Origin of the sequence: Actinomyces sp. oral taxon 169, assembly GCF_013394715.1 — a bacterium.
GTDB lineage: Bacteria > Actinomycetota > Actinomycetes > Actinomycetales > Actinomycetaceae > Actinomyces.
Map to the genome: position 1 here is coordinate 320,191 of NZ_CP058259.1, position 13,066 is coordinate 333,256.

13 protein-coding genes and 1 pseudogene are annotated in these 13,066 nt (G+C 70.7%); all 14 read left to right on the forward strand.

What is annotated here, in order from left to right:
• Window positions 1–3: 3 nt before the first annotated feature.
• The 14 genes and pseudogenes from HW274_RS01300 (at window position 4) to HW274_RS01365 (ending at window position 13,060) form a co-directional block, all read left to right on the forward strand.
• On the forward strand, window positions 4–732 hold the full coding sequence (locus HW274_RS01300) for a response regulator transcription factor (RefSeq protein WP_185989027.1): 729 nt from the start codon (window positions 4–6) through the stop codon (window positions 730–732).
• Window positions 729–1,985 (forward strand): sensor histidine kinase KdpD, encoded by a 1,257-nt coding sequence (locus HW274_RS01305; RefSeq protein WP_185989028.1) that lies wholly within the window; start codon window positions 729–731, stop codon window positions 1,983–1,985. Before HW274_RS01300 ends, HW274_RS01305 begins: the two co-directional genes overlap by 4 nt.
• A 267-nt stretch (window positions 1,986–2,252) precedes the next feature.
• Window positions 2,253–3,463 (forward strand): annotated as a pseudogene (locus HW274_RS01310) (IS110 family transposase).
• 104 nt (window positions 3,464–3,567) lie between these two features.
• The gene (locus HW274_RS01315) at window positions 3,568–4,821 is read left to right on the forward strand and encodes an OmpA family protein (protein WP_185989029.1); all 1,254 of its coding nucleotides are present in this window, start codon (window positions 3,568–3,570) and stop codon (window positions 4,819–4,821) included.
• An 80-nt stretch (window positions 4,822–4,901) separates the two neighbouring features.
• Complete coding sequence (locus tag HW274_RS01320) at window positions 4,902–5,567, forward strand: DUF3060 domain-containing protein (protein WP_185989030.1); 666 nt, start codon at window positions 4,902–4,904, stop codon at window positions 5,565–5,567.
• 258 nt (window positions 5,568–5,825) lie between these two features.
• On the forward strand, window positions 5,826–6,236 hold the full coding sequence (locus tag HW274_RS01325) for a GntR family transcriptional regulator (RefSeq protein WP_003787881.1): 411 nt from the start codon (window positions 5,826–5,828) through the stop codon (window positions 6,234–6,236).
• On the forward strand, window positions 6,233–7,060 hold the full coding sequence (locus HW274_RS01330; protein ID WP_185989031.1) for an ABC transporter ATP-binding protein: 828 nt from the start codon (window positions 6,233–6,235) through the stop codon (window positions 7,058–7,060). The genes HW274_RS01325 and HW274_RS01330 overlap by 4 nt, the downstream gene beginning before the upstream one ends.
• Window positions 7,053–7,778 carry an ABC-2 transporter permease gene (locus tag HW274_RS01335; protein WP_185989032.1) on the forward strand — a complete coding sequence of 242 codons (726 nt, stop codon included), beginning with the start codon at window positions 7,053–7,055 and terminating at the stop codon, window positions 7,776–7,778. The genes HW274_RS01330 and HW274_RS01335 overlap by 8 nt, the downstream gene beginning before the upstream one ends.
• Complete coding sequence (locus tag HW274_RS01340) at window positions 7,775–8,500, forward strand: hypothetical protein (RefSeq protein WP_185989033.1); 726 nt, start codon at window positions 7,775–7,777, stop codon at window positions 8,498–8,500. Before HW274_RS01335 ends, HW274_RS01340 begins: the two co-directional genes overlap by 4 nt.
• A 43-nt stretch (window positions 8,501–8,543) precedes the next feature.
• Entirely contained in the window at window positions 8,544–9,344 is an 801-nt protein-coding gene (locus HW274_RS01345) for an ABC-2 transporter permease (RefSeq protein ID WP_260679139.1), read from the forward strand.
• Window positions 9,345–9,387: 43 nt separating this feature from the next.
• Window positions 9,388–10,191: an ABC-2 transporter permease gene (locus HW274_RS01350; protein WP_185989035.1), complete on the forward strand. Its 804-nt coding sequence runs from the start codon at window positions 9,388–9,390 to the stop codon at window positions 10,189–10,191.
• Between the two features lie 139 nt (window positions 10,192–10,330).
• Window positions 10,331–11,119, forward strand: coding sequence for a dTMP kinase (tmk, locus tag HW274_RS01355; RefSeq protein ID WP_185989036.1), 789 nt, complete (start codon window positions 10,331–10,333; stop codon window positions 11,117–11,119).
• Entirely contained in the window at window positions 11,116–12,360 is a 1,245-nt protein-coding gene (locus HW274_RS01360; protein WP_185989037.1) for a DNA polymerase III subunit delta', read from the forward strand. The genes tmk and HW274_RS01360 overlap by 4 nt, the downstream gene beginning before the upstream one ends.
• Window positions 12,361–12,475: 115 nt before the next feature.
• Window positions 12,476–13,060, forward strand: a complete 585-nt coding sequence (locus HW274_RS01365) for a hypothetical protein (protein WP_185989038.1) — start codon at window positions 12,476–12,478, stop codon at window positions 13,058–13,060.
• Window positions 13,061–13,066 lie beyond the last annotated feature (6 nt).

Consider the following 13,066-nt stretch of genomic DNA (forward strand, 5'->3'; position numbering starts at 1 on the left):
GTCGTGACCCAGCCCGCCGCACCGGCTCCATCCGCCACTGTCCTGCTCGTCGACGACGAGGCCCCCATCCGCCGCTCCCTGGGCCCTTACCTGGAGCGCGGCGGGTACCGGGTCCTGCTCGCCTCGGACGGGGCGGAGGCCATGGATATCCTGGCCTCCTACCAGGTGGACATCATCGTCTCCGACGTCCTCATGCCCAGGATGGATGGGCGCGAGCTGGTGCGGCGGGTCAGGGCCGGTGGGGCCTGGACCCCCATCATCCTGCTGACCCAGGTGGACGCCTCCTACGAGCGGGTCTCAGCCCTCGACGACGGTGCCGACGACTACCTGTCCAAGCCCTTCGACCCCGCCGAGCTCGCCTCCCGGATCCGCGCGGTGCTGCGCCGCACCCGTGGCGTGGCCCAGCCGCTGACCTCCGCCTCCCAGCTCGTGGCCGGTGAGCTGCTCCTGGAACGGACCTCGCGGCGGGTGACCCTGTCGGGGCGCGAGGTGACGCTCACTCCGAAGGCCACGATGCTCCTGGACTACCTCATGAGCCATCCCGGTGAGCTCCACACCCGGGACGCCCTGCTGGCCTCCCTGTGGGGCATCGACTTCGCCACCTCCACGCGCGCCGTCGACCACCGCATCCGCGAGATCCGCCAGGCCCTGGGCGACGACGCCGCTCACCCCACCTACATCGAGACGGTCCCCTCCGTCGGCTATCGCTTCCGGGCCGAGGTCCGGGCATGAGCCGCTCGTCGATCCCGCCGCAGCTGCCGCCCTCGGTTCCGCCGCGTCCGGCGCCCGCGCAGGACGGCCGTACCCGCTACATGGAGCCGGCAGTGGACATGGGCGGGCCGCGCACCGTGCCGGTCACCAGGCCCGGGGTGCCGGCTGCGCAGCTGGACAGCCCCCCGATGGCGGGCGACCCGGGGAGCCGTCCGCAGTCGGCCGACCTCCATCCGCCGCAGGCCGACCCGCAGCGGCCGACGGCAGAGCCCCAGAGCGTCGAGGCCTTGGCCGGGGCTGCCGCCGAAGCCGCCCCAACACCTCTGGACCCCGCCACGCAGAAGCCCCGGCGGTCCGGCTGGATCGGATGGGCGCTGGCGGTGGTGGTCGTGGTCGTCGCGGCGGCCGTCTCCTATGTGGCCTTCGGGTTGGCTCCGGTGGTGATCTCCACGGCGGTGCCGCTGGTGGTGGCGGAGGTCGGGATCGTTGTGCTGCTGCTTGCCCTGGCCGCGACCGTGATCCGTCGCAGGCTGCGCCTGGCGGTGCAGAAAGGTCGAGGCCAGGCTCAGGAGGAGGCGTGGTCCCGTCACCAGCAGTTCCTGCGCCGGCTGGACCACGAGCTGAAGAACCCGCTGACGGCGGTGCGGGCCGCCGTCGCCGACCTGCCGCAGGCCCCGCCCCACGAGCTGCAGGCCCGGGTCGACGTCGTCGACGCCCAGGCCCGCCGCATGGGGCGCTTGGTGACGGACCTGCGCAAGCTGGCCGACCTGGAGACCGCCGCGCTCTCATTGGAGGACGTCGATATCGCCGAGACCGTCCACGACGCCGCCCAGGCGGTCGGTGAGGAGGGGGCGGCGCGTGGCGGCGGACCCAGAATCCGCCTGGACCTGCCGCAGGTGCCGTGGCCGCTGTCGCATGTGCGCGGCGACGGCGACCTGCTGTACTCGGCCGTCTACAACGTCATCTCCAACGCCTCGAAGTACACCTCGCCCGGCGGGACCGTGGAGGTGCGCGGTCGGGAGGAGTCCGGAACCGTCACCATCGAGGTGGCAGACACCGGAATCGGGGTGCCGCAGGCCGACCTGCCGGCTGTGTGGAGCGAGCTGGCCCGGGCCGGCAACGCCCGGGGTCTGCCGGGTTCGGGGCTGGGGCTGGCGCTGGTGTCCACGATCGTGCGCCGCCACGGCGGCAGCGTGCGCATGGCCTCCCGCGAGGGCGTGGGGACCCGGGTATGGCTGAGCCTGCCCGTCGCAGGTCCAGCGGATACGCCGTGACCGCATGGTGCGCCGGCGGTCGCGGCTGAAGACCCGTTACCTTGTTGGTGGTCCCGGGTCGTCCGGGGCTGGGCCAGCTGCTGTGGGCATGATGTCTTGCCCCTGTCCTTAGATGATCCGGGGGGTGTTGTCACCCGCAGCAGCCGGGCACTGGTGACCGCTGATAAGGGGAACGACCCATCGAGTGTGAGGTCTTTCGTAACGTGGGTGCGGAACCGGTCGTCCACCGGCTGGCCCCACACCCATGCAGCGAGAGGCGGCACGAAGATGAATACCGAGGACATCGAGGTCTTCATCGGCATCGACGTCGGTAAGAGCGAGCACTGGGCTACGGCCCTGAGCCGGGAAGGGCGGAAGGTCTTCGACAAGGCCCTGCCCAACGACGAGGAGCGCCTGCGTGCTCTCTACAAGAAGCTGGCCGATCACGGACACCTGCTGGTGGTAGTAGACCAGCCCGCCACCATCGGGGCCCTGGCCGTGGCAGTGGCTCAGGACATGGGCATCACCGTGGGCTATCTGCCCGGACTGTCGATGCGGCGCATCGCCGACCTGACACCGGGCAGCGCCAAGACCGACGCCAAGGACGCGGCCGTCATCGCCGGCGCGGCCAGGAGCATGCCCCACACCCTGAGAGCCATCAACGCCTCGGACGAGGACGCGGCCGCCTTGTCGATGCTCACGGGATTCGACCTGGACCTGGCCCGCCAGGTCAACCAGAGCGCTAACCGGATCCGGGGCCTGTACACCCAGATCCACCCCACCCTCGAGCAGGTGCTGGGGCCCTGGCTGGAGCACGACGCCGTCCTGGAGGTCATCGCCGCCTGGCCCACCCCAGCCGACCTGAAGCGAGCGGGCAAGGCAAGGATCGACGCCAGGCTCAAGAAGCACGGGTGCAGGCGGCACGCCACCTGGGCCGGCCAGATCGTCTCGGCCTTGGAGCACCAGAGCGTGGTGGTCGCCGGCACCGACGCCGCCGCAGTGGTGCTTCCTCACCTGGCCAGGCAGCTCATCTCCCTGCACGCTCAGCGGGCCGATGTCGCCGCCCAGGTCGAGGCCCTAGTGGAGGCCCACCCTCTTTATGAGGTCCTGATCTCCATGCCCGGGATCGGGGTCAGGACCGCCGCCGTCTTCCTGGCCGAGACCCTGGGCAAGACCTTCGACACCGGCGCCCAGCTGGCCTCCTACGCCGGGCTCGCTCCCGTCACACGCCGCTCCGGCTCATCGATCCGTGGCGAGCACGTCTCCCACGGCGGCAACAAGAGGCTCAAGCGCGCCATGTTCCTGTCCGCCTTCGCCTCCCTGCGCTCCGACCCCGTCTCCCGGGCCTACTACCAGCGCAAACGAGACCAAGGCAAACCGCCTTGGGCCAGGCCGTCCTCGCCCTGGCCCACCGCCGCATCCTGACCCTGCACGCCATGATCCGAGATGGAGCCCTCTACGACCCACAACCAGCCACGAAACTACCCGCCGCCGCTTGACACACCACATAGGGGCACCCCCCCGTCACCCCGCCGCACCCCTGTCGCAGTCCTGCGACAGGGCGGGAACCGGGCGGCGACAACGATTCAGTAACGTTCAGGTCATGACGAAAGCACTCATCTCCCTGCCCTCCCTCGCCCTCATCACCACCCTCGCGCTGAGTGGCTGCTCCCTGTCCATCGGAGGCGGCTCGTCCTCGCAGGCTCAGGGTCAGCAGGCCCAGGCCAGTCAGGCCGGCTCGGACTCCGCCGGCTCCGCGGGGAGCGCCCAGGGCGCCGCCTCCGCCTCGGCGTCGGGAACGGCCGCCTCCACGGGCCAGGCCGTCGCCGGCTACGAACCCGGACAGATCCCCCCGATCCCCATGATCTCCCTGCCCGATCTCAGCCTGCTCACCCAGTCCACGGGCGCCTTCACCCCGGACCTCACCCGCTCCATCACCTCCCAGCCCGGCATCACAGTCAGGCCCGCCCGCTGCGATGCGAGCGGATCGCTCGTCTCCGGCTCCACGGTCCTGGGCGGGGACGGTTCGCTGACCACGAGTTCAGGAGCCACAGCGGTCACCAACAATGGGGACGGCTCGGGCACCTACAGCGACGGCAAGGTCTCCATCACCAACAACGGGGACGGTTCAGGCACCTACTCCGACGGCAAGGTCGCCATCACGATCAACGGTGACGGCTCGGGCACCTACAGCGACGACCACCTCTCCGTCACCGTCAATGGTGACGGCTCGGGCACCTACAGCGACTCCGCCACGGGGGAGGCCATCACCCTCGATGGCAAGGGCTCGGGCACCTACAGCCGCGGCGGGGTCTCGATCACCAACAACGGTGACGGCTCGGGTAGCTACAGCGACGGCACGATCTCGATCACCAACCTCGGTGACGGCAGCGCCATCGTCAACGACGCCACGGTCTCGGCCAAGCCCGTCCCCAAGGCCGGCAAGGTCGGCACCTTCCCCTCCATCGACGCAGCCAAGCCCGTGCAGTCCTGCGGCACCGTCATCACCCTGGAGGACAGCGTCCTGTTCGACTTCGGCTCATCGGAGCTGCGCGACCAGGCCTCGACCACGCTCACCAACCTGGCCACCGTCATCAAGGACTCCAAGGCCCCCAAGGTTCAGGTCCAGGGCCACACCGACTCCGTCTCCGACGACGCCTTCAACCAGAAGCTCTCCGAGCAGCGGGCACAGGCCGTCTCAAACGCCCTGAAGTCCGACGGCGTGGCCGCCGACCTGGAAGCCGTCGGCTACGGCGAGACCAAGCCGGTGGCCCCCAACGAGAACCCCGACGGCTCCGACAACCCCGCCGGTCGCCGCCTCAACCGCCGCGTCGAGGTCTTCGTCCCGGCCTTCTGAACCGCCGCCCGGCCATCGGACCGCACGTGCATGATGCCCACCCGACCGCCCTCACCACATCTGAATACCGGAGAAGAACCATGTCCCCGACCACTCGTCCCCTCCGTCCCCGCCGCGCAGCCGCTGTCGTCCTCGTGGCCCTGTCCCTGACCGGCATCAGCGCCTGCTCCATCTCCGTTGGCGGAGGCTCGACCGACCAGGGAACCGCCGCAGCGGCGGGCCAGGAGGACTCGGCCCCGGAGCAGTCGGCTGCGTCGTCGCCGTCAACGGCTGCGACGACCGCCTCTCAGGCGCCCCGATCGCAGACCGCTGCGCCCAGTACCCCGGAACAGGCCTCGCCTGCCGCCGTCGGCTCCAGCGCTCCCGAGGCAGGCGCCCGGCCTGCGAGTGGTGAGCGCCCCGGCGCTCGGGCGACCATCACCGACAGCGACTGGCTGAGCGACCTGGAGTTCGTGGAGAAGACGGTCTCGGCGAGCCCGACCATGCTCCTGGACAAGTCCGGCGACGACATCCGTATCGAGGGGGAGGTGAACAGTCTCAGTGTCACCGCCAACAACACGAAGGTCTTCGCCGACTACGTCAGCCTGTTGACCATCTCCGGCAACAACGTCACCGTCTACGTCAAGGACGTCGACCGCGTCGTCATCAAGGGAACCAACGCGGAGGTGGTCTGGGCCGGCAACAGCCCGAAGGTGGAGGACTTCGGCCACAACACTGAGACCCACCAGCAGGGACACGGGGACTGAGTCCCGCCTCGCCGCGCCTTCCCCGTCCGGTTGCCATCGCGGCAGTCGACGGCGCGCAGCGGCGACGTCTGAAGGGCGCGGCGACCCGACCTGTTCCTGAATTCCGGCGACTGGGCCTGCTTCTGGGCCCAGTCGCCGGGGTCGTCTCTGCTCCGAGGCGCCCGTGAGAGCCGATGTCCCACACCGTATGCGGTGGAACAGCACTTGACTCCCCCGTGCACATACTGTCTATAGTGTGTATGTACAGAAGGAGTTGCCATGCCGCTCTCGGTCGTCCTGTCCAACACGGCAGGAGTTCCCATCTACGAGCAGATCGCCCAGCAGGTCAGGGACGCGATCCTGACCGGCCAGGTGGAGGCCGACGAGATGCTGCCCTCGATCCGGGCTCTGGCCCGTGACCTGCGCGTCAGCGTCATCACCACCACCCGCGCCTACTCCGACCTCGTCGCCGAAGGCTTCCTGGCCAACGTTCCCGGCAAGGGCTACTTCGTCCTGCCCCGGGACTCCGAGCTGGTGCGCGAGCAGGTGCTGCGGGAGGTCGAGGAGCACCTCGACCGCGCCGTGGAGCGCGCGCGCCTGGCCCAGCTCAGCGACGAGGAGCTCCACACCATGCTGCAGACCATCATCGCCACCTCCGCCACCCCCGCCACCTCCAAGGAGAAGCAGTGAACCCCGTCGAGATCTCCCACCTGACCAAGCACTACCCGGACTTCAGCCTCAACGACGTCACCTTCTCCGTCCCCGCCGGCTACGTGACGGGCTTCGTCGGGGCCAACGGCTCGGGGAAGACCACCACCATCAAGGCCGCCTTGGGAATGATCCACCCGGATTCCGGCTCGGCCACCACTGTGGGACACGAGCGCATCGGCGTCGTCTTCGACGCCCCGCCCTACAACCCCGAGTGGCGCCTGAAGGACCTGGGCCGCGGCATCGGGCACTTCTTCCCCACCTGGTCCCAGGAGCGCTACGACGCCGAGCTCCAGGCTGCGGGCCTGGCCCCCACCAAGAAGGTCAAGGAGCTCAGCCGAGGCATGGGCATGCGCCTGCAGATGGCGGTGGCCCTGGCCCACGATCCCGAGCTGCTCATCCTCGATGAGCCCACCGGCGGGCTGGACCCCTTGGCCCGCAGCGAGATGGTGGACATGCTCGCCCAGTTCATGGTGGAGGAGGGCCGCACCATCCTGTTCTCCACCCACATCACCTCCGACCTCGATCGGCTGGCCGACTACCTGGTCATCCTCAGTCGGGGCAGGGTCGTGGCCAACGGCACCGCTGAGGAGATCCTCGGCTCCTTCCGGCTTGTGCGCGGCACCCCCGAGCACCTGACCGACGCCGTGCGCGAGGCCGGCCTCGGTCTGCGCAGCACGTCGCTGGGCTGGGAGGCCATGATGCCGGCCGACGCCGCTGAGGCGCTGGCCGACCGCGTTGTCGTCGAGACCCCCACCATTGAGGACCTTGCCGTGCACATCGCCAAGGAGGCGGGCCGTGAATGACCTCATGACCGCAGATCGACGCGAGCACCCCGTCGAGGCGGCCGCAGCGGCCGAGGTGCCGGACAATGCGGCGATGAGGGGCGCCGCGGGCCGACCCGGACGGGTCGGTCGGGTGCTCTCACTGGTGCGGTTGCACTTCCTGAGCCTGCGGGGGCCTCTGCCCTCCCTCCTCGGCCTTCTCCTCATTGTCGGCGCCGCCGGCATCGTCTCCGGAAGTATCGCCCTGGTCAGTGGGTTCCTTGCGGGGACCGCCCTGGTCGGGGGCCTCTCGGGAGTGATGGCCGAGCGCTCCGGTATCAACCGTCTGCTGGCCTCCCTGCCCGTCTCCCGGGCCGACGTCGTCAACTCCTACTGGGTGGCTGCGGTGCTGCATCTCCTGGCCGCCTCGGCCCTTTATGCGGCCATAGGCCTGCCTCTGGGCGTACGTCCGGGGAAGCTGCTCGTTCTTCCCCTCATCCTCATCACGGGGCAGGCGCTGGGAATTCCCGTGTTCCTTCACTTCGGGCCTGGACGCGGTCTGCTCGTCTGGGCGGTTTCGATCCTTGTCGTTTCGATTCTTGCCATCGGGGCTCTGGGCCTGCTGGTATCCAGCTTCGGGCCGATCCGGGATCTCGCTGCGGGGACGGCGGGAGGCGGCCTGCTCCTGGCCCTGGGGGCCGGTGTCCTCCTCGGCCTGTGGGTGCTGAGCCACCGCCTCTACCTCAAGCAGGACCAGTGAGCGCCGCGATGATGGGGACGACGACGGGGGCGGCACCCGATAGCAGCCGGGGCATCGGAGCGACCGCGGCGACTGGGGCGGCAGGCCCTGAGGGCAGCGGCGAGATGGCGCTTGCCGGGGTGCGGGCGGTGCTGCGACTCGACCTCATCGTGCTGCGCCGTCGTGGTCCGCTGCTCCTCCTGCCTCTGGCACTGGCGCTGTTCATCACCATGGACGCCCTGGCCGGCCGTTTGCAGACGACGGTGATGGCGGGGGTCGCCCTGGGACTGTGCGCCCAGTACGCCCAGGGGGCCGTCGAGTCCGCTCACCACATGGAGCGCCTCTACGGGGCGCTGCCGCTGCGGCGCGGCGAGCTGGTCGGTGCCCGCTGGGTCGAGGGGGTCGCCCTGGCGCTCCTCTCCGGCCTGGTCTGCGTACCGGTGGCCGCTCTCACCGGTGACTGGGGCGGCCTCATGGCCGGCCTGCTCGTCATCTGCCTGTCCGCGGCCCTCGGGCTGCCCCTGTTCCTGTGCCTGGCCCCCGAGCGGGCCCTGTGGGTGTGGGGGCTGTGCCTCGGGGCGGGAGTCGGGGCCCTCTACGGCGGTACTCCACTGCTGGCAGGACCCGCGGCCGAGGTGCTGGGTGAGCCGGTGCCCGCCGTCCTGGCCGCCCTGGCATGCCCCGCCCTCCTGGGCGCCTCCCTGGTGGTGGCCCTCCGCTGGTACGGGCGTCAGGACCACTGAGGCCCGGCCGAGGAAGAAGCAAGAAGAAGTGAGGAGATCGACCATGTCCGAGTCCATCGTGTCTGCTGCGCGGGCCGCAGTCACCCTGCCCGCTGCCGCCGAGTCCCACGGCACTCAGGCTCCCACTGCTCCTGCGGTGGTGCGGGGGCCGGGCGCCCTGACCCGGTGGGAGACGGTGCGCGCCGTCATGCGCCTGGAGCTGGTTGCCTGGAATCAGGTGTACCTGACGACGATGATCGGGCTGATCCTCATCGCGCAGGCCGGTCTCGTCGCGCATCGCTGGCTGGGGGTGGTGCTCCCGCTTCCGCTGGTGCTCGTCCTGGCGATCTTCCCGCCCTTCCTCCTCCTGACCTTGTGCGGGGTGGTGTGCCTGACCCTGTGGGATCCTTCGCGCTCCTCAGGGGCCCTGCGGCTCTACGGTGCGCTGCCCGTGACCCGCGCCGAGGTGCTTGCCGGCCACTACCTGCTCAGCCTGGCCTACGGGGGTGCCTCAGTCCTCCTAGCCGTCATCCATCTCCTCGGGGCCCTCGGCGCCGCCGATCCCCTGGTCTGGGCAATCGCGCTGGCGTGGGTGGTGGCAGTGCTGGGGATCTGCGCAGTGATGTTCCCGGTGCTCGCCAGGTATCGCAGCCCCCTCACGGGGATCGTGGTCATGATGCTGGTGATCGCAGTCCTGGGCCTGCTCGGCGGGTTCGTCAAGGGCTCCGAGGCGGTATCTCTGACCGCCGTCTCCCAGTCCGGGATGCTCCTGACCCTGACAGCCCTGCTCCTTGTGCTCGTCCCAGTGGGGCTGGGCGTCTCTTGGATGATCTGCCGCCGCATCTACACCCGTCAGGACCACTGAGGCCCGGCCGAGGAAGAAGCAAGAAGAACTGAGGAGATCGACCATGTCCGAGTCAGTGCCCATGCCCGAGTCCATCGTGTCTGCTGCGCGGGCCGCAGCCACCCTGCCCGCTGCCGCCGAGTCCCACGGCACTCAGGCTCCCACTGCTCCTGCGGTGGTGCGGGGGCCGGGCGCCCTGACCCGGTGGGAGACGGTGCGCGCCGTCATGCGCCTGGAGCTGCTCATCGCGTGGAGACGACGGGACACCGCAGCGCTGCTGGGGCTGTACGCACTCGGTGCCCTGGGGGCGGCCGTGCCCGGGCTGAGGGGCTGGCTGGGACTCTTCTCCCCGGAGAATCTGGTGTACTACCTTCCAGCCGCGGTGCTGATGGTGGTTCTGGATCTATGGCGGCCCTCCCGTGAGGCCCGGATGCGTCAGCTCTACGCGGCGCTGCCCGTCACGCGTGTCGATGTCCTGGCTGCCCGCTATCTCCTGCTCGCGGCTGGCTGGGTGACGCTGTTCGTCGGTGGAACCGCAGTGCTCCTGGCCGTGGGTGGGTTATCGAACGACGCCGTGGGCCGGCACCTGACGTATCTGTTCTTCTTCGGGGTGATCGCCGCGGTGGAGCCGCTCCTGCTCGCCGCATATGGCGGGACCACCTCCCTGCCCGTGCTCGCCATATGGGGCCTCGCCATCGGCTTCTGCATCGAGATGCCCGTGGTCTTCGGGGTGCAGATCGCATTGGAGTCCATGCCCCAGCAGGTGGTGCTGGCCGGCGGGCTCGGGATCATTGCCGTGCTCTGCGCAGTGGGACTGGGCGCCTCCTGGCGGATCTGCTGCCGTATCTACCTCCGGCAGGACCACTGAGAGCATCGCCTGAGAGCACGAGTGGCGGTGGCCGGTGACGACGCCATTTCACGCACCAGGGCGCCGCCTCACCCCGTGCGCCCGCCGCCGATCGGCCGGCGCTCCCGGGGCCGTCCCCACGGACCGTTACCCTGGAACCGTGACCACCGCCGCCCCTCCCGCTGCTTCCGGCGCCCCCGTCCAGCCCACGCCCGGCCCCGGTCTGTTCATCTCCTTCGAAGGAGGCGACGGCGTCGGCAAGACGACGCAGATCCGCATCCTCGCCGACCTTCTGATCGCGGCGGACGTGGACCACGTCCTCACCCGCGAACCGGGCGGCACGGAACTCGGCATCGAGATCCGCCGCCTCCTCCTGCACGGTGGGCACGTCGCCCCGCGCGCCGAGGCCCTCCTGTACGCCGCCGACCGCGCCCACCACATCGCCACCCGCGTGCGGCCCGCCCTCGAGCGCGGCGCCGTCGTCCTGGCCGACCGCTACCTCGACTCCTCCGTCGCCTACCAGGGTGCGGCCCGCTCGCTCGGCCCCCAGGAGGTCCGCGACCTCTCCCTGTGGGCCACCGAGGGCCTCCTGCCGGACCTGACCGTCCTGCTCGACGGCGACCCCGACCTGGCCGAACGACGCACCATCGGCCGCGGCGCCAAGGACCGCCTTGAGCAGGAGGGGGACGCCTTCCGTGTGGCCCTGCGCGAGCAGTTCCTCACCCTGGCCCAGGCCGAGCCCGAGCGCTTCGTCGTCGTCGACGCCGACCGGCCCGTCGACCAGGTGGCCGACGACGTCATCGAGGCCGTTGTCGCCGCCGTGCGCCGCCACGGCGCGCAGCTCACCCACGGCGGGGCCCACCAGGGCGTGCTCCTGGGGCTGGAGGCCTTCGTGGAGGCCGCCGCCCGCCGCAGCGCCGCAGGGTCGGATCAGGAGCCGCGCTCATGAGCGTGTGGGAGGACGTCGTCGGCCAGGAAAGCGCCGTGGCCGCCTTCACCGCCGCAGCCCAGGCCGCCCGAGAAGCAGCTGAGCAGCGAGAGGCACAGGCCGCTGCCGGTCTTGCCCCCGAGGGGGCGCGAGACGGGGGAGCAGGTTCCGCGGCGGCCGGGCTCGCCATGACCCACGCCTGGCTCGTGACCGGACCGCCCGGGTCGGGCCGCTCCAATGCCGCCCGCGCCTTCGCCGCCGCCCTGCAGTGCACCGGCCCCGTACCCGGCTGCGGGCAGTGCAAGCCCTGCCGTGACGTCATGGCCGGCTCCCACCCCGACGTCGTGCGCCTGGCCACCGAGAAGCTCATCATCACCATGGAGGAGGTCAAGACCCTCATCGGTGAGGCCCAGCGACGCCCCTGGACCGGGCGCTGGCGCGTCATCCTCGTCGAGGACGCCGACCGCATGGCCGAGCGCACCACCAACGTCCTGCTCAAGTCCATTGAGGAGCCTCCGCCCCAGACCGTCTGGCTGCTGTGCACCCCCAGCGCCGACGACGTCCTGCCCACCATCCGCTCCCGCTGCCGCCTGGTGACGCTGCGGATCCCGCCGGCCGACGCCGTCGCCGAGCTCCTCGTGCGCCGCGACGGAGCCGACCCCGAGCTGGCCGCCCGGGCCGCCCGGGCCAGCCAGTCGCATATCGGACTCGCCCGCCACCTGGCCACCGATGCCGACGCTTGGGACCGGCGCCGCCGCCTCCTGCTGGCCCCCGTCTCCCTGCGCAGCGTCGGCGACGCCGTCCTGGCCGCCGCCTCCCTGGTGGAGGCCGCTGAGTCCGAGGCCAAGGAGGCCACCGCCGAGCGCGACGCCCGCGAGAAGGCCGAGCTCACCCGCGCCCTCGGCCTGGAGAGCGACGGGAAGATCCCGGCGGCCCTGCGCGCCCAGATCCGCCAGCTCGAGGAGGACCAGAAGCGCCGCGCCAAGCGCGCCCGCACCGACGTGCTGGACCGGGCCATGATCGACCTGCTGTCCTTCTACCGCGACGTCCTGACCACCCAGATGGGCAGCGACGTCGAGCGCGTCAACCTTGACCTGTCCGACGCCGTCGACCAGGCCGCCCGCACGACGAGCCCCGAGCAGTCCCTGGCCCGTATCGCGGCCATCGAGGAGTGCCGCAGCCGCCTGCGCTCCAACGCCGCCCCCCTGCTGGCCGTCGAGGCGCTCATGGTGCAGCTGCGCCCCCAGGCCGAAGGACGGTGAGCGCCATGCCCCATCCGGCCTGGGGCGGGGCATGAGGTCGCCGTAGCACCCGAGCCGCCGTCGACGCGCCTGTCAAAACCAGGACGGCCACGGCCCGGTGTGGAAGAGTCGTGACATGACCGTTATACAGCCAGGGGGCGAGGACGGCGGCCACGCCGCTGGGTTCGAGCCGATCATCCGCAGGTCGAGCCCGCAGGAGCGAGTCATCGCCTGGGGGCTGACCGCCGTCGGCCTCCTGGGTCTGGCCATCGGGCTGGCGATCATGGCCTCCGGGCAGTACCGGGGAATGCTCGCCTGCTTCGCGGCGGCAGCACTGTGTCTCCTCATGGGCTACTTGACCCTGCGGCCGCGAACCGTCTTCGACCGGAGTGGCATCCACAGCAGGACGCTGCTGCGCTCCTACGACCTCGCCTGGCCCGGCTCCCGGGACGACTTCGACATCGCCCGACAACCCCGATCCGCTCTGCGTGTCCGCGAGGCAGGCCCGAGCGTGCAGGCGACAGTGCGCGGTGAGGCGGGCACGGTGGTACTGGGAGGAATGAGTACTCGAGCACTCACCGAGCCCAGGGCCCGCTACCTCATGGAGGAGGAGCTCGATCGGCTCTGGGCGTGGGCCGCCTCCTGGGCGCTGGTGCCCGCCGAGAACCCGGAAGGCACTGGGACTCGCGGCCGAGAGGGCAACGGCTCGTCTCATCCCTGAGAGGGA

Excerpts from the sequence above, each read along its gene's own strand:
- HW274_RS01325 (WP_003787881.1), top strand. The coding sequence starts at position 5,826 with ATGCCGCTCTCGGTCGTCCTGTCCAACACGGCAGGAGTTCCCATCTAC.
- HW274_RS01320 (WP_185989030.1), top strand. The coding sequence starts at position 4,902 with ATGTCCCCGACCACTCGTCCCCTCCGTCCCCGCCGCGCAGCCGCTGTC.
- HW274_RS01305 (WP_185989028.1), top strand. The coding sequence starts at position 729 with ATGAGCCGCTCGTCGATCCCGCCGCAGCTGCCGCCCTCGGTTCCGCCG.
- HW274_RS01365 (WP_185989038.1), top strand. The coding sequence starts at position 12,476 with ATGACCGTTATACAGCCAGGGGGCGAGGACGGCGGCCACGCCGCTGGG.
- HW274_RS01345 (WP_260679139.1), top strand. The coding sequence starts at position 8,544 with ATGTCCGAGTCCATCGTGTCTGCTGCGCGGGCCGCAGTCACCCTGCCC.
- HW274_RS01315 (WP_185989029.1), top strand. The coding sequence starts at position 3,568 with ATGACGAAAGCACTCATCTCCCTGCCCTCCCTCGCCCTCATCACCACC.
- HW274_RS01360 (WP_185989037.1), top strand. The coding sequence starts at position 11,116 with ATGAGCGTGTGGGAGGACGTCGTCGGCCAGGAAAGCGCCGTGGCCGCC.
- HW274_RS01350 (WP_185989035.1), top strand. The coding sequence starts at position 9,388 with ATGTCCGAGTCAGTGCCCATGCCCGAGTCCATCGTGTCTGCTGCGCGG.